We start from the raw sequence: 21,875 nt of genomic DNA, 5'->3' as shown, positions 1-21,875 counted from the left end.
AAATATACCTTCTTTCTTATTTTCATTTTGAATTTAAGTGGCTTTAAAAAAATAGCTGTTACTTCATTCTTTGTTAAATTCATTTCGACATTAAGTAACTTCAAAAAAAATTCATCTACTCTTAATTATAATATTTGCACTTTATACTTACTTATCAGCTTCTTAATTTCATTTTGATGTTAACTCTATATACTTATATTATTCCTAAAAAATGTATATGTCAATATAAATTTTAAAAAAGATAAAAAGTATAAAAAATTAATTTTTTATACTTTCTTTAATTTCAGTTATTTATCTTAAAATTAAGAATTCTGTGATTTTAAAATCTTTTAATAATTTATAGCTGAATACACTATGCTTCTTAATTTTCTTGTAAAAACACTTGTCCCAGTATCACATCTTTGGATAAAATACATAAACATCATATTATCCTTTGGTGAAATTGTTATATAATTTCCTGTCCAACCATCCCATCCAAACTCACCTAAAGATCCATTTGTCTGACCTTCTGCTTGATTTATTAGAATCCTCATTAGATTTCCATATCCGTATCCTCTAAGTGATTCCCAATTCATTGATTGCATTTGTTTTTCATTAAGTTGATTTTGTGTCATAAACTCAACAGTTTTACTGCCTAAAATTCTAGTGTCTTCATATTTTCCTTTATTTAAAAGCATAAGTGCAAATTTTTTATAATCATTTATTGTAGAAACAAGTCCTGCTCCACCGCTTTCAAAAGCTGTTGAAACTTTATATCCATCCAACCCCAAAGCATCTTCTAAATATGGATATAATCTTTTTTCTTCTTCATTATATTTGTAAATTTGTGCGAATCTTGGGCGCTTTTCTTCTGGAACATAAAAAGCTGTGTCTTTCATATGAAGTGGCTTAAAAATCTCTTCACTTAAAAATTCACTAAACTTCTTCTTGCTTACAACCTCAACTATTGCTCCCAAAATATCTGCTGATGTTCCATATAGCCATTGATCTCCGGGTTGAAATGCAAGCGGAACTTTACCTATTGCATTGCAGAAATCCAAAGTATTTATAGGGCTTCCTTCTTCAAGCTTTCTTTTAACATCATCAAAAAGTTGACTCATACACTTTCCGCATTCTGTAGAATCATCAGCATAACTTAATCCTGAGGTCATATTAAGTAAATCTTTAATAGTCATTTCTCTGTTAACATCTGAAAGCTTACCATCTTTTATTACCTTTTGATTTTTAAAGCCTTCAAGATACATAGAAACCGGATCATATAAATCTATTTTCCCTCTTTCAAATAATATCATAATTGCAGTGGCTGTAATGGGCTTTGTCATAGAAAACATACGAAAAATAGTATCGTCTGCCATCTTTATATTATTTTCTTTATCTGCAAATCCAAAATTATCTTTATATATTTCTTTTCCATCTTTAATAATGCATACACTTGCACCGCTTATATTACAATTCTGTATTTCTTTTTCTATTTCTTCCTTAATATATTTAAAATTATTATTCATAAAATCTTCTCCTTTTTTTATTATCATGAATAATTAAATTCGTTTATATCTATTTTTAACTTAAAGTTTTTAATATTTATAAATCATGATTTTTTTGATTTTTTACTTTTTTCATAAGTTCTTAAAATAATTAAAATTTACTTTTTCTAATTTATTAATATAATTTTATATTTTTCATTAATTTTAAGGATTAATAATTATATCTGTAAATTTTTAATAGCATCTACTAAATCTTTAGCTGCAGCTTTATGATTCAAAACTCCTGGATGACTTCTCGCCCCAATGGTTTCATCTGTTGTGTTTGTAAGCTGAGTTATATAAACCTTAGTATCTCTTGATTCTTTTTTATATGTATCTACTGCATGATAAATATATGGCATCATTGGAATTCCAAGCATTCCATAAGCCCATAAAATTTTCGAATTTTTATTATATTTTCTAAGTTTATACAAAAATCTGACTACTGCATCTTCAAACCTTTTAATATCCTCTTCACTATAACTTCCATCTTCATTAAGATGCTGCTTGAAAATTTCTCCAGTTTTTTCATCCTTAAATTCTGGTGAATTAAATGCACCGCCATCATTTGTTCCCAAATTTACAACTATAAAATCAGGCTGCCAAGACTCAAAATCATTTTCTTCATATGCGCCAAGTTCTTTATTTCTTTCTCCGTTTACTACACTACAAACTTTATCATAATATTTAGGAATTGCACATTTAGGATCGTTATCCCAGCTTGAAAGTACGCCCCATCCACTTTGAGATATAATTCTAAAATCTGCATCAAGATTTTTGGCTGTCATAACCGCATAATTATTAAGTGATGTAAACCACATAGAAATCCAATCTTCTTCTATTCTAGCACCTATTGTTCCTTCTCCTGAAGTTATGCTATCACCAATGAATTCAATTTTCATACTCTTATCTTCAACTTTTTCAAACTCTCCATCAGTTCTAAGTGAATGAATTAAAAATATACAATCATTATCTTTTGGCATAGCTTGAACATCTTTATATACACGAACATTTTTAACTAATTCATTATTCATTCCTCTAAAAAGACATATAAAATATCTTCCTTTAGTTAACATTTGACGACTTACAAATACTCCATTGATTTCTACACTTATCCATTGTTCATATTCATTATAATCTATCTCTACTTCCATCCATAATTCCTGTGCTCTTACATTTACTTCAAATCCACTTCCTGTCCAAAACAAAGGTAATGGTGATATTTTTTTAGTTGTTCTTCCATTTATTTTGATGTTCTTAACTTCATCAATTTTTAAAGTCTTTAAATCTATATCCATTTCTCTCCTCCATAATCAAGTAGTATTTATCAAAAAACGTATACATGAAAATGTAAAATACTTTTTTCATTATCTATAGTATAAGCATTTAAATAATCATTATCAATTAATTAAAAATTCATCATGATTATTTGTATATAAAACTTATTAATTATTTATTTTTTACTCTTTATAATCATATATATCATAAACATATTTATCTACATAATTACAACTTTTTTAATATATGGTAAACTATATTATATACTTATAGTTTATATTACACATGTAAGGGGAATGGTTATATGCAAAATATAAAACATGAAGCAAAAATTTTATTATCAAATCATCTTGAAATTATCATAGGATATGTCTTATTTTTCGGTTCTCTTTTGGCTATTATACTTCCTGAAATGCTTATAAAATTTGCAATAAATGTTACAGCTGATTTATTTTACTGATTATAATTTCTATAGCAGTTCTTATACTATATAATAGTTTAAGTATACTTCTCCTTATTTTTAAATTGGGATATGGTTATTTTTATTTGTTAACAGATATAAAGATGTCCGGAATTTTATCGTGTATACTAGCTCTTTTATTAATAAGCTCTCTTATATTTTTTAATTTTCTATACTTAAGACACTTTGGATGTTTAATTTATTTTTACTTTATGGACATGAATCAATCTTTAACTGAAGTTTTTAAAACAAACTCTAAATTTTTTAGGCAAAATTAAAAAGATTTAACTAATTTATATTTTTCATTTTTACCAAACTTTTTCCTATGCTTTTTCATAATACCAATATTTTATTTTGTTCCTTATGTTCAAATAGCTATGATCATGTCCTGTGACAGCTATATTAAAGATCAAAATAAGACTTCAAATTACTAGATCTTTATACTTAATCATGGAAATTAAATTCTTTGTATAATTTCCATGTATTATCCTTCCACACATATATACTTACATTATCAAATAAGCATTCAAATCTGAAAGGATAATTGTTAACATAAGCCCAAATGTCGTTATATATAAGTGTTAATTTTTTTGAGACTAAAGTCACATGAAATATTTTATTTTTCCCTTCATTTTCTTTAAATCTAATATATGAAAACTTGTTTAAAACATCTATAAGTTCATCATGAACTTTTTTACCTTCATAGCTTATTTTGACCTCCATATATATTACTCTTTTATCAAAATGATTATATTTGTCCATTATATATTTTGTCTTTTTATTTCTCATACAAAAGCTTTCTATTGCATTTTCAAGATCATCTATATCTTTATCATATTCAAATGGTGCTTTTATTGTAAAATGTGCTGGCAGTTTTGAAGATTTTGCTTTGAAATTTTCATAAAGCTCCTTTCTCATATTATTATTAAATTCTCCAGCTCCGCCTTTTACAATGCTTACTATTACATATCTCATACAATCAGTCCCTTTATATCATTTATAATAATTTCATTATTTTTTAATATAGTATATAGCTTTTTCAATATTTAATGAATTATTACATTATCGTTTCTATTATAAATTTATTTTATGTAAATACTTATGACCCATAACATAGTATCACCACTTCCTTAAGTATAATTTATAATTAAGATTTCCTTCAATATTTTTATGTTCACTTATATATGTTTGTTTACATATATTGGATTGTATAATTGCTAATTATATATCACAAAGGAGGAGTCTTATGTTTACTTTTAAACAAATAACAGAAACTAATGGTATTGACATAAATAATTTAAAAAATTCCAGGCAAAATAGCTATGCATGGTCCATGGCTGAGCTTGGAAATTATATATATGTAGGCACTTCAAGAAATATGATTTCATCACTTACCACTGCCTTTACAGAAAGTCCAAACCTTGCTCCATCACTTGTAACAGGTTCAGATAACAATGCAGAAATCTGGAGATATAAAAAGGATGGATCATGTCCATGGGAAAAAGTATTTAAAGCCAGTTCGAAAGATAAAATTTATGGATTTAGAGCAATGATAACTCATAAATCAAACAACTCATGTGCCATTTATGCTGCTTCTATGGGCGAAAAAGTTTATGTGTTCAAAAGCACTGATGGTGTTCATTGGAAAAAAATAAATACTTCTAATGTTTCAGGAACAAGCTCAAGAGCATTTGCATCTTTTAATGGAAAATTATATATGGCAACTCTTGAAGAAGGAATTGGAGGAAATGTCCCTTATTTATATTCAAGTAAAGATCCTGAATTTGAACTTTTTAAGCTAGTTATAAACCCAAAGTTCAAGGGATTTATTCCCAATAATAATCCAATTGGTGGAATTGATGATCTTAGTGTTTTTAATAATAGGCTTTATTTAAGTATTGGAAATTCAGATGGTGCAGAAGTTTGGAGATCAAATAACTGCAATCCTAAAAACAATGACTGGACTTTAGTTGCTTATAAAGGTTTTGGTGATGCATTAAATACAAATATAATGTCTACTGGAGTATTTAAAGATCATTTATATGTTGCTGTTACAAAAAGATTTCCTTTATCCTTATTCGTCCCACTAAGCTTTGACTTAATTAGAATTGATAAAAATGACTGCTGGGAAATAGTCGTTGGAGGCAAACCTATTATACCTTCGTGTCCATCTACTGGCGTAAGAAATAAAAGTCTTTCTGGATTTAATTCAGGTTTTAATAATTTCTTTAATGTTTATGGATGGCAGATTAAAGAATTTAAAGGTAATTTAGTTATAACAACTTATGACAGTTCAACTAATATAAGAACTTTTATAACAGGCTTTGAATATAACAAAGAAGATTATATAAAGAATTTTGGATATGAGAACTATAATAGACTTTTAAATTCCTATAAGAAAATTTATAAACTTCTTTGTAAATATAATTATCCAAAAGGATTTGACATTTACACTTCAAAAGATGGATTAAATTTCAGTCCAGTAATCCTAGATGGATTAAATGATCCTAATAATTATGGCGGAAGAACTCTTCTTGTGAGCAGTGAAAATAAATTATATGTTGGAACTGCAAATCCATTTTNAGGATTTGACATTTACACTTCAAAAGATGGATTAAATTTCAGTCCAGTAATCCTAGATGGATTAAATGATCCTAATAATTATGGCGGAAGAACTCTTCTTGTGAGCAGTGAAAATAAATTATATGTTGGAACTGCAAATCCATTTTTAGGCCTTTAAGTATGGGAAGCAGATTATAATAATAGTAATAAATACTGTTCAAATAATGAAATTCACGAATATTTTAGTAACCTTAAGAAGCTAAATAAAGAGTTATTAGCACTTTATCCTGAACTTATGGATGTACTTCAAAGAATTTTTCCAGCTTTTCAGTAGATAATATACTTTTTAATTCTCTAACTTTAATAATAAAAAAATAAGGGACTGTCTCACTTACAAATTTTAATTAGACATCCCTTATTTTAATAATACTATTTATACTTCCCTTTTTTCAGGATTTATTACTTTTTCAAAATCCACCTGTTTTTACTGCATTTTAATTATTATTGCAATATTAATAATATAACTTTAAAAGAATATTACAAGCTTATGAAAGCCTTCATTCATATCAAATACATAATCATCTAAGACTTTTCCTTTAAAGATTTGTTTCAATCCATTTTATAATATTGGGTATAATATGCTCGTTATTATTTACAGTTATATGATTAGCATATTTCTTTACTTCGTTTGATGCATTTTCAGGACAAAATGATATTCCCGCTTCCATTAGAAGCTCCAAATCATTCATATTATCTCCAGCACATATAACTTTTTTCTTATCCAAGTTATAAGTTTTAATTATTTCATTTAATGCATCTCCCTTTGATGCATTATCTGGTACTATTTCTACAAAACATTCTCCACTTCTTATAGCTTTTGTTTTATATTTATTATAAAATTCACTTTCAACTTCATCCATCAATCCAATTTTACCTACAGTAGTAATCTTATTCCAACTTAGATTAAAAATGTTTTCTGGAACATCATATTTTAAATTCAATAATCTTGTTGCCTGTCTGTCAGACATACCATTATCTTTAAGTACATATACGTCTTTACCAACATATATTTCTACCCCTATATTTTCATAATCATCAGCTATTTTACAAGCTAATGCCTTTTTATCTTTATCTAAAACTTTTTCACTTATAATTTTCTTTTTATTATAATCATAAATAGTACCCCCATTATAAGTAATTATAGGTAAGTCCGTTTTTACACTTTCAATATACTTACTAACAGAATCAATTGCCCTTCCTGTCGCAATTGAAAATTTTCCGCCATTTTCTATAAAATATTCTATCGCTTTTTTATTTTCTTTTGATACTTCTTTATTATCATTTAATAATGTTCCATCTAAATCACTAAAAATAACATATCCATCAAATTTATTTTTCATATGCGTCCTCTTTCTCTTTACTTGTTTAATATTTTAAAATCTGCTTTTCTATCTCTAATTTATATAATATTGCTTATTAATTTATTGCTTTTATTATATATTATATTCTATATATTTCTCAACATCATAAAAAACTAAAAAATAACATAAATAAAAGAAGCTATTATCATCATGTATTCTTCTTTTAAGCTCATATTGATACAGCTTCTTAATTATTATATAAATTTATATTTTTCTTTTATTAATATTTCTCATTATCTTTTTTTTTCTCATTAACATTTTTTTACGTTTAATCCTTTTTAATATAATTTTTCTTCTAATTCTAAGTGCTATAAAAACCATTATCCCTAATATACCTATTTTAGCAAAATTACTTCTATCATTTTTTTCTTCTTTATTTTCATTAACTTCTTCTTTATGAGTAGTTTTTGTTATATCACTAGAACTTTCTGAACTTATTCTAAGATCTCTTGATTCACCTGCATATAAATCAACATCTATGTATTCTTGATTATTTACATAAATAGTTCCATCTAATATTTTTTCACCTTTTTTAAATGATTTATTACTTAAATCATCATCCTTTATCTTTAAATTGTAATTTAAATTGTCTTCATTACCTTTTTCAGTAACATACTTTATTGTTTCATTCACAAATAGAGGTATTCTTTCGTTGTTGGTTATGTAATATGTAGCTACCTTTTCATTAGTATTATAAAGATCAATAAAAGAATAGTTATTAAATCCATAATTAAAAATAGATTTCATGTCTTTATAATTTTGTTCTTTATCACTTGCTTTTAAAAATGATCCAATTAAAGTATTCCCATCCTTTTTTGCTGCCGCAAGGAAAGTATGATTTGCTCTCATTGTATACCCACTTTTTCCACAAAGAGCATATTCATAATAAAATTCTGAATTCTTATTAATTAAATAATTTTTATTGTTTACAGTTAATGTTCTTTCTGAATTATTAATCATTGATATTGTCTTATTCTCAGTGGTTGCAATATTTATAAAATCAGTATTCTTTATAGCTTCTCTCAAAAATAATGCTAAATCTCTAGGCGTTGTATAATGCTCTTCATCTGGAAGTCCACTTGGATTCTTAAAGTTTGTATCTATTGCACCGAGTTCTCTTGCTTTTTCATTCATAAGCTCTGCAAATTCTTCAATACTCCCCGAAACATGATAAGCTAGTGCATTGGCACAATCATTCCCTGATTCCAACATTAAGCCTAAAAGAAGATCATACACAGTAACTACATCTCCTTTTAATAATCCTATAGCACTACCATCTATATCAGTAAAATTTTCTCTTATAGTAACCTCTTCATATAAATCACTTTTCTCAAGTACTATTAATGCTGTTATTACTTTTGTTGTCGATGCTGGCTCAAATTTAGTATCAATATCTTTTCCAAAAAGAACTTGGCCACTCTCGGCATCAATTACAGCATAACCTTGTGCATTTATTTCTGGAATAATGGTTTCACCATATACAGGTCTGCAAAATAAAAATAATAGTATAACTAAATATTTTATCTTTTTTATCATAAGTATCTCCGTATCAAATTATCTTTTTGTAAAATAAATTATCCTTATTAAAGTTATCATAAATATTTTTTATATTCTACAATTATTTTAAAATTTTTATAAAGATATATTCTATAATTAAATTTTTAATTAAATTGCTAATATTCAGTGCTTAAAATTTAACAGTATTTATTCCTTATAAAATCTAAGTAGTATAGTAATATAATAAAAAAGTCCTAGAAATAATCTAAGACTTTTTTATTATATATATGTTGCAATATGATTTATTCAATACTTGAGTATACGTACTGTACATTTAATGTAGATTTCGATTTTCAACATATATATTAATTATTTATTAAATTATAAAAATCACCTTTTTTAGTTATTAGTTCTTCATAACTTCCCTCTTCTGCAATAGTTCCATTATTAATCACAATGATTCTATCTGCATCTTTAATTGTAGAAAGTCTGTGTGCAACTATAAATGTCGTTCTTCCATTTGTTAAATTTTTAAGCGCTTTTTGAACATGAACTTCACTTTGAATATCTAATGCTGAAGTTGCTTCATCAAGTATTATGATTTTTGGATCACGAATAAGTGCTCTTGCTATAGCTATACGCTGCTTCTGTCCACCAGATAACATTCCTCCATGTTCTCCTACATTTGTATTAAGTCCATCTGGAAGTTTACATATAACATCGCTTAAACATGACGCTTCTAAAATTTCATTTAATTTTTCTTCACTTACATTTACACCATAAGTTATATTTTCTTTTACGCTTCCAGAAAATAACATTGTATTTTGAGGTACTACTGCAATATGTTTTCGATAATCTCTTAAATTAATTAACTGCATATCCTGTCCATCTAGTAAAACAGTACCTTTTATAGGCTTTATAAAGCCTATAATTAGATCTAGCAAAGTGGTTTTTCCTCCACCTGATTCTCCAACAAATGCTATGCATTCACCCTTTTTTATTTCAAGATTAAAATCATTTAATACTAAATTCTCACCATCATCATATTTAAAGTACACATGATTAAATTTATAATTTCCATTGATATCTTTAACTTTAGTTTTTCCCTTATTTTTTTCTATATCATCTGCTAATAATATTTCTGAAACAGAATTAATAGAATCAAATCCCTTAGCCAAATCAGGATAAACATTAATAAGTGCATTTACTTCTCCTAAAAGTGAAGTAAAATAACTTTGATAAAGAACAATATCTCCTACTTGTATCTTATTATTTAATGCAAGATAAGATGTAAACATCAAGCATCCAAGCTGCATTATCTGAAAAGAAGCCCATCCACATGAGCCAAAAAATTCATTCAATATATCTACGTTGTATCCAATCTTTTTAACCTTATTTATTTTATTGTCAACTCTTGTTATCTCTAATTTTTCCAATGCATGCGCTCTTGTTATCGGTATCATTTCAACCATTTGAGATACTGCTGAAGACATATCTTCCATATTTATTCTTAACTGCATGTTCTTATTTATTATTTTCTTTCCAAATATGCTTATTATAAAAAATGCTACTGGTATTGCCCCTAAAAAAAATAAGGCAACATATTTATTCTTAAAAATAGTTATAGAAAAAGTCACAGAAATGCTAATTATTATAGGTAGTACTGTAATCCCTAGCTGCTTAGATAAATTAGTAATTGCTTCTACATCTCTTAATATTTTTGATTGAAGTTTTCCTACTTGCAGATGCTTATGATAAGGAATTGATAAAATTTGCAATTTACTAACCAAATCACATCTTATATTAGACTCAACATCTCTTATAGCTAAGCTTCTATAATGAGCACATATTAAATTAGTGGGGATATTTGTAATAATTAAAATTACCATAATACCAATGTTTAATATTAATTTATTTGTATTATTTCCTGAAGAATTACTAATTAAATTTATTATATTAGATAAAACAATTGGCATTATCCATACAGGAGAACTTTTTATAATAAAAAATATTAGTGCTATTAATAATTTAATATAATTTCCTTTATACAAATTTATTAAAGTTTTCGATGGTTTGTCCTTAATAAAAACATCATTCACATAAATTCCTCCTATTAAAATTAAAATACTTCACCAATAATTATATTTTAAAAAATATATGATGCATGTTTTTATATTTTATTCTTAATAAATGCATATAAATCTTAACATTAGTAGATATAGTATTGTTATAATTTATAAAAATTAACAATTTAACGAACCATCCTTACTTCTATTATAATTGTTTCAAAAAATCAATTTTTTACTGTAAATAATAATATAATATCTTTTAAGAAACTATTTTAGGCAGCAAACTACATTTATAGTTTGCTGCCTAAAATCATTATATCGTGACTAAAATTTCATTTATTTCTTCACTTACTTTTATTCTTTCATCATAAACCCAGTCTATATCAAATTTTAAATTGAATATTTTAGAAAATGAGTAATACATGTTAATTTTTTGATAATAAATTTCAAGTTCTTCTAGATATCCAGAATAACATTCTGGCTTAAATAGCTCTTTTTGCTTATTTACAAAAATCTCATCTACATAATTTAAAAATGTTTCCATTAAATCGTCACGAGCTACATCGAATGGAACTTTTAATAAATCCCATTGTATTTCTTCACTTAATTTATACCTTTTTAATTTATCTAATATTAGTATATATTCACTTATATCCATTTTTGTATAATAATCAAGTTTCTCTTCTCTAGTGCTCCAAAGAGCCAATTTCTCATTCAATGGTAAACTTTTTATTTGAAGAATTGCTTCTGATGGTCCTATTACTGCTGCTTCTATTCTCTTATCTTCTTTCTCAAGCTTAGATTTTATAATTTCTGCATTTCCTGAAACGGATGCAACATATCCAACATCATATATACCAATTCTACCTGCACGTCCTGCTACCTGCTTTATTTCTTGTGATGTAAGTTCTCTTATTTCATCTCCATCAAACTTCTTTATGCTCATAAATATAATTCTTCTGATTGGCAAATTTACTCCCATGCCAATAGCATCAGTTGTTACAAGTACTTTAGTTTCTTTCTTTACAAACTGCTCATATTGCATTTTTCTAACTTCTGGCGGTAAGTCCCCATAAATTACACTTGTTTTTATACCTTTATCTGAATACTCTTTTGCTATTTCAAGTACTCTTTTTTTAGAAAATACTACAATGGCATCACCATCTTGTATATCTTCATATCTAAAATTCTTATATTCAACCTCTAATGGAATACTTCTTTTATATTCTTTTATTTCATATTCATCATTACAGTCATTTAATATTGTTTCTAATATATATTTACTATTAGCTGCTCCACAAATATGAATTTCATCACAATTAAGTCCGAGAACTGCCTTACTCCATGCCATTCCTCTAAACGGATCACTTATCATTTGAATTTCATCAATGACAGCTATATCATAATGTTCTTTTAAGTTTACTTTTTCAATTGTACAAGATGTATGTGTAGCACCTTCTTTTAAAATTTCCTCTTCACCAGTTAATAGTTCACATACAATTCCTTCATTATTGAGCTTTTCAAAATTTTCCAATGCAAGTATTCTAAGTGGCGATAAATATACACCTTTTTTAGCTGTCTTTAAACGCTCTATTGCATTGTATGTTTTACCTGTATTTGTATCACCTAAATGAATATAAAACTTTCTTTTCATATGTCTTGCTTGATAATATTCATCTTTAGGATTAGCAGGAAACTTTTCTTCAAATTCCTGACTGATAAGTTTAGGTATATGAATTTTTGTAAGAAGTGCCATTATTCCAACATTCTGAAAACTATTATAATTTCCTCTTACAACATCAAAGAAATCAAATTCAGTATTGTTCTTTTTATTATAATCTTTAAGCATCTTTTCTGATACATACTCTAAAAGCTCTTCATACGATTCATAAACTTCATCAAAGTCTTTTAATCCTGTCTTTTCAAATTCTTTTAGCTTTTTTAGCTTTTTTCTTATTGCACTTTCCTGCTCTATAAGAGCTCCTGGCTTTGAGTGCTCTGCCACTTCTTTCATTTGATGTATTTGACTTTTATACTTTTTAAATTCACGTATAGCTGCATTATTACCCATATGTTGACACCCCTTATATTTTTAGTAGCTAGTATTAATATAACTTATATAATAAACTCTTCATTATATATTATATCTAAATATATAAATTTATTTAGCTTATTTTATGTATTACTTTATTTACATATCCAATAAATAAAAAATGATTTCTGTAATATTATCAGAAATCATTTTATTTTAATATATTCTATTTCAAGAATCCATTAACTATCCATTCTTCTGCTTCTTTTTCAGTAAGTCCAAGAGTCATAAGTTTAGTTAATTGTTCTCCTGCAATTTTACCTATAGCAGCTTCATGAATAAGATTTGCATTAACATTATTTGCAAGAATTTGTGGAATAGCCTTTACTGTTGCATTGTCCATAATTATTGCATCGCATTCGCTATGTCCAGTACATTTAGCATTTCCCTTAATGTCAGCTAAAAATACTTGATTAGAATTATCTTTTGCAACAGAACGTGATGTAACGTGTGCACTGCTATTATCTCCATTAAGCTCAACTTCAAATCCTGTTTCTGCAAATTGATTTCTATGAGTCATAATTTTTTCTTTTACTACTATTTTAGCGCCTTCATTCAACTTAGCTTTTGTAATTCTTTTAGTTGAATCTACACCTTTAATTTGAACAGTATCCATTTCCATATATCCATTTTCATCTATTTCAACTATAGTAACTGGATTTAATATTCTTTGCCCTTTTCCATCACCTTCACCATAGTGTTTTTCAACATATTTAACTTTAGCGTTCTTCCCTATGAAAAAGCTATGTATACCATCATGCTCAGATTCCTTATCTCCACTATTATGAATTCCACATCCAGCAATTATAGTTACATCGCTATTTTCTCCAATGTGAAAATCATTATATACCACCTCTTTAAGACCTGTCTGTGTCAAAATCACCGGAATATGTAAACTTTCATTTTTTGTATTTGGTTTAATATAAATATCTATTCCACTTTTATCTTTCTTTTTAACAATTTCAATATTAGCAGTAGAATTCATGCTAAGAGCCTGACCATCCACTCTTATATTATATGCCCCAACCGGAATACCATGGAGGCCTGATACTTCACTTAATAAGTTTTTTTGCATTTCTTCCATAGTTTATTCTCCTTTATAAAATCTGCAACTATCTGCTGCTGAAAGTAACTTAGGTAAAATCTCATACTTTTTACCACTCTGTTTTACTTGTCCATTTTCAATGACTATAATATCATCTGCAATATTTAGTATCCTTTCCTGATGAGAAATTATTAAGATTGATCCATTAATATCTTTACGCATTTTTTCAAATACATTTATCATATTATTAAAGCTCCATATATCAATTCCTGCTTCTGGCTCATCAAATATTGAAAGCTCTGTTTTTCTTGCTAAAATAGTTGCTATTTCAATTCTTTTTAATTCTCCTCCAGAAAGGCTTGCATTGACTTCTCTATTTATATATTCTTTTGCACACAGTCCTACTTCTGATAAATAATCACATGGACTTTTTTCAAATTTTATGTTTGAAGTATTACATTTGCATCCAGAGTTCCCACTTGCAAGAGTAATGAGCTCTTTAACTGTTATCCCTTTAAATCTTACTGGTTGCTGAAATGCAAAGCTTATCCCTAATCTGGCTCTTTCTGTAATACTCATGTTTGTTATATCATTACCATTAAATATTATTTTTCCACTTGTAGGTATCTTAATTCCAGAAATTATTTTTGCTAAAGTTGATTTTCCACCACCATTTGGACCTGTAATTGCGACAAATTTTTCATTATCGATATTTAAATTAATATTTTTTAGAATTTTTTTAGTGAAGCCTTCTTCTTGGACTTCAAAACAAATATTTCTTAGTTCTAGCACACTTATTCGCCACCAATTTTAAATATTAATATATAACTTATTGGTAACTATCTCCTTTCTATCCTTAGTTTATTATTCAATCCTAAAATTATATTTATTAGAAAATATTCTATTGTATTATAATATCATAATGATAATATAATTGCCAATCATGTAAATGACTAATAAAAAATCTCCACTATAACTATGTACTTTAGTTTTTTTAATATAAATTCAAAGGAATATAGTAACTTAAATAAATAAAAGAAATCCCAATATTTAGAGATTTCTTTTTAAAATGCATCCTCATGAAATTCTATTAGTCTTGTCTTTTTGTTAAAAAACACCTGTACATGTTCATATTCTCTTTCAGTATTAGCAGACACATTTCCTATTTTAAATGTTGTATTTCGATATGCTAATACTGCACTTATTTTCCCTTCCTTTGGAACTATAAGAGTCGTTGGAATTTCTGCTCTGCTTCCTACAATTCCTGCTGCTATACTATTTCCAGCTGAAATTATTCCACCCCTTGCTACTGAATCAGGCTTAGTAAACATTATGTCTTTCATTGCAGTTAGCTTTGATGTAAATTCGCCTTTTCCACTTATTATTATATTTCCAGTAGATTTAATTTCACAATCCTGACAATACGAAATTCTTATATCAAGAGGAACAATGCTATTTTTATCGTAATATTCTATTTCGTTATCTAAAATATTAAGTAGAATAGTAAGGTCATTTAAAGATTTCATCTTTAATATGTTATATCCCAAAACTTTTTCCTTTATATATTCTATTAATTCCGATCCTTTTGTTTCATTTTTAATATTTAAAGTTACTAATTTTAATGCTATTTTTTGAAAATCTTTATATTTATCTTCAGTTAAATTTTGTATAAAATCCTTTGCTCCAAATGCTGTGGTTTTCGCCTGAAGAAGCCTTATAGTTTTTATAATATCATTTATCATATCTTTATATAAAGTCAAAACATCAGCATATTCTTTTTTTCTTATATCAATCTGTCCGGATAATATTTTAGAACTTATAGCATTACCAAGTATAGTTATATCCCCACCTGTAACTACCTTTGAAGCATTTACGTTATTGCTTACATCAAGAGATCCGCCTGCATTAACATCCATATGATCATTAACACTATCATATACTTCAATATCACCATAAAAATTTATATTACATGTTTCCATATTAACACTTTCAACTGTAAATACTGGATTTACAGTTACAATTCTTCCTGATATATGAGCCTTTCCATCTATAGTGGCTATTATATCATTTTCTTCTATTTTACATCCCTTGTTAGCTGTAATAGGTGTTAATCTAACATAATTTTTTTTGATAATTTCCCCAAAAATGTTCTTTCCATCTTTTCCTATGGTCTCTGGAATTATTTCAGCTATTTTGTCACCTTCTCGTACATTAGATATTCTAAATAAATTTTTATAATCTATAGTTTCACTTGATTCTGGATCAGGAAAGTGCATTTCTGTTGGCGAAAAAAGTAATTTCACTTCACTTGGTACATCTTGTATGGGATACTCTCCCTCAGCTATTAATAGTTCTTCATTACATCCTAAAATAGCTTTTTCCAATGCTGCTTCTTTAATGCCAAAAATCACATTCTTTTCTTTAAGAATTTTTTTTACTTCATCTACAGTATACTTAGGTGGATATTTTCTACTTACTTCTTCTACTGATAAAGCCAAATTAATAAACGATGCTTTATCCTTAAGCTTATATTCTATTTCTGGTAAATACTCTATCCTGACATATGCTTTCATTTTATCTTCAGATATAAATATATTTATTTCCCTTTTAGCTTCTGACTTTTCAAGGGTATAGTGTATTTTATCATCTTTAGTTACTACGTTTTCTTCAAATTGTTTGCAAAGTTCATCATTTATGAATAAATTAATATACTTTCTTGACTTAATTGTAAACTTTTCATCACTACAATCATTTTGAAAAATTATATTACCATTGACAACTTTTATTCCTCTTTCAAGGCTCATCTAATACTCCCCCAATATAAAATCTTTCGTTTTTATCACTATCTTGCCCCTAAAGTATGTATCTATTTTTTTCTTAATATAATTATTATATTATAAAATTATGGTATACACTTTATAATTTATCTTAAAAAACTCATCCATCTTAAAAAGTCTCTTCTGTTTTCTTCACTCCACACTGAACATATGTAATAATCTTTATCATATATTGTTGCAATAAATCCATAATATATTGCATTTCCATTTTCATCTCTTCTTTGTTCCTCTAAAGAATACTCCATATCAACTTCTTTTAATACAGGGTAATCAATTCCAAATATTTCTTTGCAGTAATCATATTCTTGAAGTTTTCTTATTTCTCCTTTAGGTACACTTTCATCTCTAAATAATCTATCAAATTCCTTTTTAACCAATTCTCCAATTTTTATATCATCATATTTATCCTTTATTTCACCACCTTCGTGTTTTTTATTCTTCAATAAATTTTCTACAAGTTTTCTATTCCGTTCTTCTATTATTTTGCTTATTGAATCATCATCTACTCTTAATTGAGTTTTTACATTTCTATTATTCATATAATACTTTGTAGTATGGCTCTCTCTATTATCATCAATATTACTTATATTATCAAATAGTATTCCATTTATATCTTCATCTATTGTAATATCTAACTTACTTATTTTGTTTTTATTTGTTTCTTTAACATTATGATCAATATTCCCATAATCATTTTCTTCTAAAGGTTTAACTGCTTCAATTTCTATTGTACTGCTTGTCTCTTCTTCTGCATCACTTTTAATCTTTTTCTCTACATATTCATTATTTTCTTCAATATCATTATTTTTATAATTAAGTTGCTTTTGAAGTTTTAAACTTTTCAAATAAATTTCTTCTTCTGTTTCATCTATATCTAGGCATACTTTTTCCAGTTTGCTTATAACCTCTTCTTGAAACTTTTCATTAATTAGTATACTTACCTCAAAAGAAAGATTAACTTGTCTGAATATTTCCTTTATATCAAAATAATAAGTTCCTATTTCTCTTATAATTTTATCATTTAATTTTGAACACATAATTATTATATTCCCATTTATTCTGTTAAAATAGCTTACAAGATAAGTAGAAATTATAAATATTTTTTCTAAAACATTTTCAATATTTACTTTATTGTAACTTTCATTTAATTCGCACATAACACCATATATATCTTGTGTATAGTCTTTATTAAATGTTATTCCAAAAGCATCTATATTATTATATAGTTTGATAATATCATCATCCAAAGATATATTTTTAAATATATTGATTCTATACTTATTTTTAAAATAGTTTTTACTTATTCTTATTAATTCCTTTGCTTTATCATATTCTTCATCCCAATCCTTAGTCTTTGGAACCCAATTAGTTTGTATAATTTTACACTTTTTTATATGTTTAAGATACGAAAAAACTAAAGATTCTTTTAAAGTCATTTTTATCCTCCTAATTTATGTGTTAATTCTATTTTTCTAAATATATTATATCAAAACAATAATATTAAGAGTATTTTTATTTTTCTTAATATTACTGTAATCCTCACCATTCTTCTCCTAAGGATCTTTGTATCCACAAATCATATAATGGATTAGCCCAAATAGTTCCATCTTCAAATTCAATTTCCTTTATATTTGCTTCAACTCTTGATAATTTTTCACTTGAGCCTATATTCCACCCCATAGTTCCATTTCCCCAAGTTCCATCCTTAGGTATATTTACATTTTGACCTGTCCCCATAAATTCGAATCCTTGACTTTCAGATAAATATCCTGGTATTTCAATTGGATGGTTCTCACTATCATATCCTATAAAACAAACATTGAAATTTTTAATAGTTTTATCAAAATGATTAGTTACTTTTATTTGTAATTGATCTGGATACATCGATTTTTTATTTGAATTGCTGTAAGCTATTTTACATTCATCTATGGTGACTAATATTGTACTCTTTGCCAATTCCTCAACCTCTTTTATCTTATTTTGCGCATTATTGTAATTGCTTTTATCATTTTCTAGAACTGCTGAAAATTGATTTATTGCTTTTTTATACTCATTATTTTTCATCGACTTTATACCTGCATCATAAGCTTCTTGAGACATGACAAGTTCATCAATTTCATTTATTGTTTTATCAACTTCATCTTTATTTTCACTTACTGATTTCAATATATTTAAGTATTCTACCGCTGTATCTCTATTTATTTCTTTATTAATAAACTTTTCCTTCAAAATAGAATCTTGCTTTTTCATAATTTCTATTGCTTTTTGTTTATCTTCTTCATCTTTTATGTTATTAAATATCTTTATTGCTTCTTCATACTTACTAGAATTTAAGTTTTCATTAATTAGTTCTATTTTACTTTTTCCACATCCTATTAATCCTGATATTAATATTATAGAAATCATGAACTTAGCTACTATAGTTTTATATTTACTCATAAATTATTCCCCTCTTAAGTTCCTTAACTATATAATAATAAAAAACTAGAATAATACTATGTTATATATTTTTTATAAGTTTTTCTCTTTATTCTAATTCATATACTATGATTATACAATTAAATGATAATTTTTAGAAGTTAGAAAAAAAACTTCTAATTTTTTTCTAATAAATATAATATCATCTTAATATAAGATGATATTATATTTATTATGTTTATGATATACTATAGTTGAATTAATATTACATATTTAACATATTTAACATATTTAATATTTTCAATAAAATTATTTTGGGGGAAAACATGATTAATATACTTACAAATAGCACTAATAATTTTGGATTAAACAAAAATTTGACCAATTATATAGTCTCAGTTTTATCTGAGTCAAATGATAATAATACCATAATCAATTCAATTTTATCTTATATTGGAGATAATTTTAATTTAGATAAAATCATTTTATTAAGATCAAATAGAGAGCTTACCGCTCTTAATTCAATTTATGAATGGCATAGCAAAACATCGGAACCCTCTAAAATTAAGTCATGTGATATAAGCAAAAATTTTATACAATCAATAAAACATCAAGTTATTGTTTGTGATGATTTTAAAAATTTTGATAAAAATAATATTCTCTATCCTTTAGTAAAAAAATTACACTCTCAATCTTTTATATGTTTTTCATTATATAACACATATTTTACTGGCTTCTTAATTTTTTCATTAACATCTGCTCCTCATAAATGGAATGAAAACGAAATAAATAATTTTTCATTAATTAGTAAATTTTTTGAAAACTATATTTTAAAATTTTATAAGAATAGTGATTATGAAAAAGAAATAAAAATAGCTACTTCCATTACTAAAAGTCAAAATTTATATACTTATGCACTAAATTCTAATTCCTATGAGTTAGAATTTATAGGAGAAAATCTAAAGCAGCTTTTTCCTTCTGTAAAGCTTGGTGAATTATGCTATAAAACTTTAAAAACTAGAAATTCTCCATGTGAGAATTGCCCTATTTTAAATGAGAACTCAAATATACATGACAACAAAAGTAATGAATATTTTGATCCATATTTAAATATGTGGGTCAGCTCAATTGTATCTAAGATAAATTTATCGAACAATAAAAATATAAGATTAATATGTCTTTCAAATATAGGTAATTTTATCGAAAGAATTAAATCCAAAGATTCCTTAACTGGTCTTTTATCATTATCCAAATTTCAAGACAAAGCAATAAAAATATTGGACAGTAACGTTTTCGACAATTTTGCTATAGTATTCTCTGATATAAATAAATTTAAATATATAAATGAAAATATAGGATACTCAACTGGGAATATACTTTTAACAGAAGTTGCCAGATTATTTTCATCAAATTTAACTGAAGATGAATTAGTATGTCGTAATGGAGATGATAAATTTATACTTTTAATTAAGTATAATACAATTACGGATCTAAGAAACAGGATAGACTCTTTAAATGAGCAAATCCTAACTCTTCAAAATAATAAATTCAAAAATATAAACATTGCATTAATTAGTGGTATTAGCTTAGCATCCACTAATAATAGAGACGTAATCCAACTAATCGATAGAGCTAACATCACTAGAAAAACTTTAAAAAATTCGCATAAAAGTACGTATTCAGTATATAGTTGTGAATTGCACTCTAAAATTACAAAAGAAAAATCAATTGAATATAAAATGAGATCTGCACTTATAAATAAAGAATTTATAGTATATCTTCAACCTAAAATTGATTTATCTACTAGACAGATTTCTGGTGCAGAAGCATTAGTTCGTTGGCTTCCACCAGATGAAAATTTAATTCCTCCAAAGGATTTTATTCCTTTATTTGAAAAAAATGGGTTTGTGGTTGAATTAGATTTTTATGTTTACGAAGAGGTATTTAAAGTTTTACGAAAATGGCTTGATGAAAAAAGATGTTTAGTCCCTATTTCTTTAAATGTATCTAGGATTCATTTACGAGATTATAATTTTGTTCCTAGACTAACTTCTTTAATAAATAAATATAATCTTCCAACAGATCTTATTGAATTAGAAATTACTGAAAGTACATTCTTTGAAAATATAAATCAATTACTTAAAGTCATTAGTGAATTAAAACATTATGGATTTACTTTTTCAATAGATGATTTTGGTTCTGGATATTCATCACTAAATATTTTGAAAGATCTACCTATTGATGTCTTAAAATTAGATAAAGGATTTTTTCCAAGAGATAATATTAGTAAAAAAGAAAAAATAATTGTTTCAACTATTGTTGATATGGCAAAGAAATTAGATATAAGAGTTATATCTGAAGGCATTGAGACTATTGAACAATGTGATTTTTTAACTAACATTGGTTGTGATATGGTTCAAGGTTATTTATTTGCGAAACCAATGCCTATTTCTGAATTTGAAAAGATAGTTTCTAGTTCTAATTATGATTTTTAAAATAGAGTAGATTATTATTTAGTCTATTTTAATATCATAAAATTCACAGGAAATATCTTTGTTCTAAAATTTATATATTATTTATAAAAATAAATATCTATCTAATTGCATAAATTTAAGTTATTGCATCACATATCGAAATTAATAATATATATTTAATATATATTATAGTATGATA

General features: G+C 26.1%; 14 protein-coding genes. 2 read left to right on the top strand and 12 right to left on the bottom strand.

The window, feature by feature from the left end; all coding sequences use genetic code 11:
- Window positions 1-329: 329 nt before the first annotated feature.
- Together BN2920_RS10980 and BN2920_RS10975 are read right to left on the bottom strand one after the other, a co-directional pair.
- Window positions 330-1,505 carry a serine hydrolase domain-containing protein gene (locus tag BN2920_RS10980; RefSeq protein ID WP_058295050.1) on the bottom strand — a complete coding sequence of 392 codons (1,176 nt, stop codon included), beginning with the start codon at window positions 1,503-1,505 and terminating at the stop codon, window positions 330-332.
- A gap of 197 nt (window positions 1,506-1,702) precedes the next feature.
- The gene (locus BN2920_RS10975) at window positions 1,703-2,821 is read right to left on the bottom strand and encodes an SGNH/GDSL hydrolase family protein (RefSeq protein ID WP_058295049.1); all 1,119 of its coding nucleotides are present in this window, start codon (window positions 2,819-2,821) and stop codon (window positions 1,703-1,705) included.
- Between the two features lie 284 nt (window positions 2,822-3,105).
- Here BN2920_RS10975 and BN2920_RS21400 point away from each other — a divergent pair, with 284 nt between their 5' ends.
- Complete coding sequence (locus BN2920_RS21400; RefSeq protein ID WP_157065774.1) at window positions 3,106-3,261, top strand: hypothetical protein; 156 nt, start codon at window positions 3,106-3,108, stop codon at window positions 3,259-3,261.
- 444 nt (window positions 3,262-3,705) lie between these two features.
- Here BN2920_RS21400 and BN2920_RS10970 read toward each other — a convergent pair whose 3' ends face one another.
- The 10 genes from BN2920_RS10970 to BN2920_RS10920 form a co-directional block, all read right to left on the bottom strand.
- Window positions 3,706-4,236 carry a 2'-5' RNA ligase family protein gene (locus tag BN2920_RS10970; protein ID WP_058295048.1) on the bottom strand — a complete coding sequence of 177 codons (531 nt, stop codon included), beginning with the start codon at window positions 4,234-4,236 and terminating at the stop codon, window positions 3,706-3,708.
- Between the two features lie 2,183 nt (window positions 4,237-6,419).
- A complete protein-coding gene (locus BN2920_RS10960) occupies window positions 6,420-7,223 on the bottom strand; it encodes a Cof-type HAD-IIB family hydrolase (RefSeq protein WP_058295046.1) in 804 nt (267 codons plus the stop codon).
- A gap of 225 nt (window positions 7,224-7,448) precedes the next feature.
- On the bottom strand, window positions 7,449-8,780 hold the full coding sequence (locus BN2920_RS10955; protein ID WP_058295045.1) for a D-alanyl-D-alanine carboxypeptidase family protein: 1,332 nt from the start codon (window positions 8,778-8,780) through the stop codon (window positions 7,449-7,451).
- Window positions 8,781-9,106: 326 nt separating this feature from the next.
- On the bottom strand, window positions 9,107-10,840 hold the full coding sequence (locus tag BN2920_RS10950; protein ID WP_058295044.1) for an ABC transporter ATP-binding protein: 1,734 nt from the start codon (window positions 10,838-10,840) through the stop codon (window positions 9,107-9,109).
- 283 nt (window positions 10,841-11,123) lie between these two features.
- Complete coding sequence (locus tag BN2920_RS10945; protein WP_058295043.1) at window positions 11,124-12,881, bottom strand: helicase-related protein; 1,758 nt, start codon at window positions 12,879-12,881, stop codon at window positions 11,124-11,126.
- 187 nt (window positions 12,882-13,068) lie between these two features.
- On the bottom strand, window positions 13,069-13,986 hold the full coding sequence (locus BN2920_RS10940) for a SufB/SufD family protein (protein WP_058295042.1): 918 nt from the start codon (window positions 13,984-13,986) through the stop codon (window positions 13,069-13,071).
- A gap of 3 nt (window positions 13,987-13,989) precedes the next feature.
- Entirely contained in the window at window positions 13,990-14,739 is a 750-nt protein-coding gene (locus BN2920_RS10935) for an ABC transporter ATP-binding protein (RefSeq protein ID WP_058295041.1), read from the bottom strand.
- A gap of 272 nt (window positions 14,740-15,011) precedes the next feature.
- Window positions 15,012-16,751, bottom strand: coding sequence for a DUF342 domain-containing protein (locus tag BN2920_RS10930; protein WP_058295040.1), 1,740 nt, complete (start codon window positions 16,749-16,751; stop codon window positions 15,012-15,014).
- Window positions 16,752-16,870: 119 nt separating this feature from the next.
- Window positions 16,871-18,220: a ring-infected erythrocyte surface antigen domain-containing protein gene (locus BN2920_RS10925; RefSeq protein WP_058295039.1), complete on the bottom strand. Its 1,350-nt coding sequence runs from the start codon at window positions 18,218-18,220 to the stop codon at window positions 16,871-16,873.
- A gap of 103 nt (window positions 18,221-18,323) precedes the next feature.
- Window positions 18,324-19,223, bottom strand: a complete 900-nt coding sequence (locus BN2920_RS10920; protein ID WP_058295038.1) for a DUF5780 domain-containing protein — start codon at window positions 19,221-19,223, stop codon at window positions 18,324-18,326.
- 305 nt (window positions 19,224-19,528) lie between these two features.
- Between BN2920_RS10920 and BN2920_RS10915 the strand changes: the two genes are divergently transcribed.
- Entirely contained in the window at window positions 19,529-21,697 is a 2,169-nt protein-coding gene (locus BN2920_RS10915; RefSeq protein ID WP_058295037.1) for a putative bifunctional diguanylate cyclase/phosphodiesterase, read from the top strand.
- The last annotated feature ends 178 nt before the right edge of the window (window positions 21,698-21,875 follow it).

The sequence above is a fragment of the Clostridium neonatale genome (assembly GCF_001458595.1).
Lineage (GTDB): Bacteria > Bacillota > Clostridia > Clostridiales > Clostridiaceae > Clostridium > Clostridium neonatale.
Note: the sequence above shows the minus strand (reverse complement) of the source record. Positions and strands in the feature narration are given on the sequence as shown.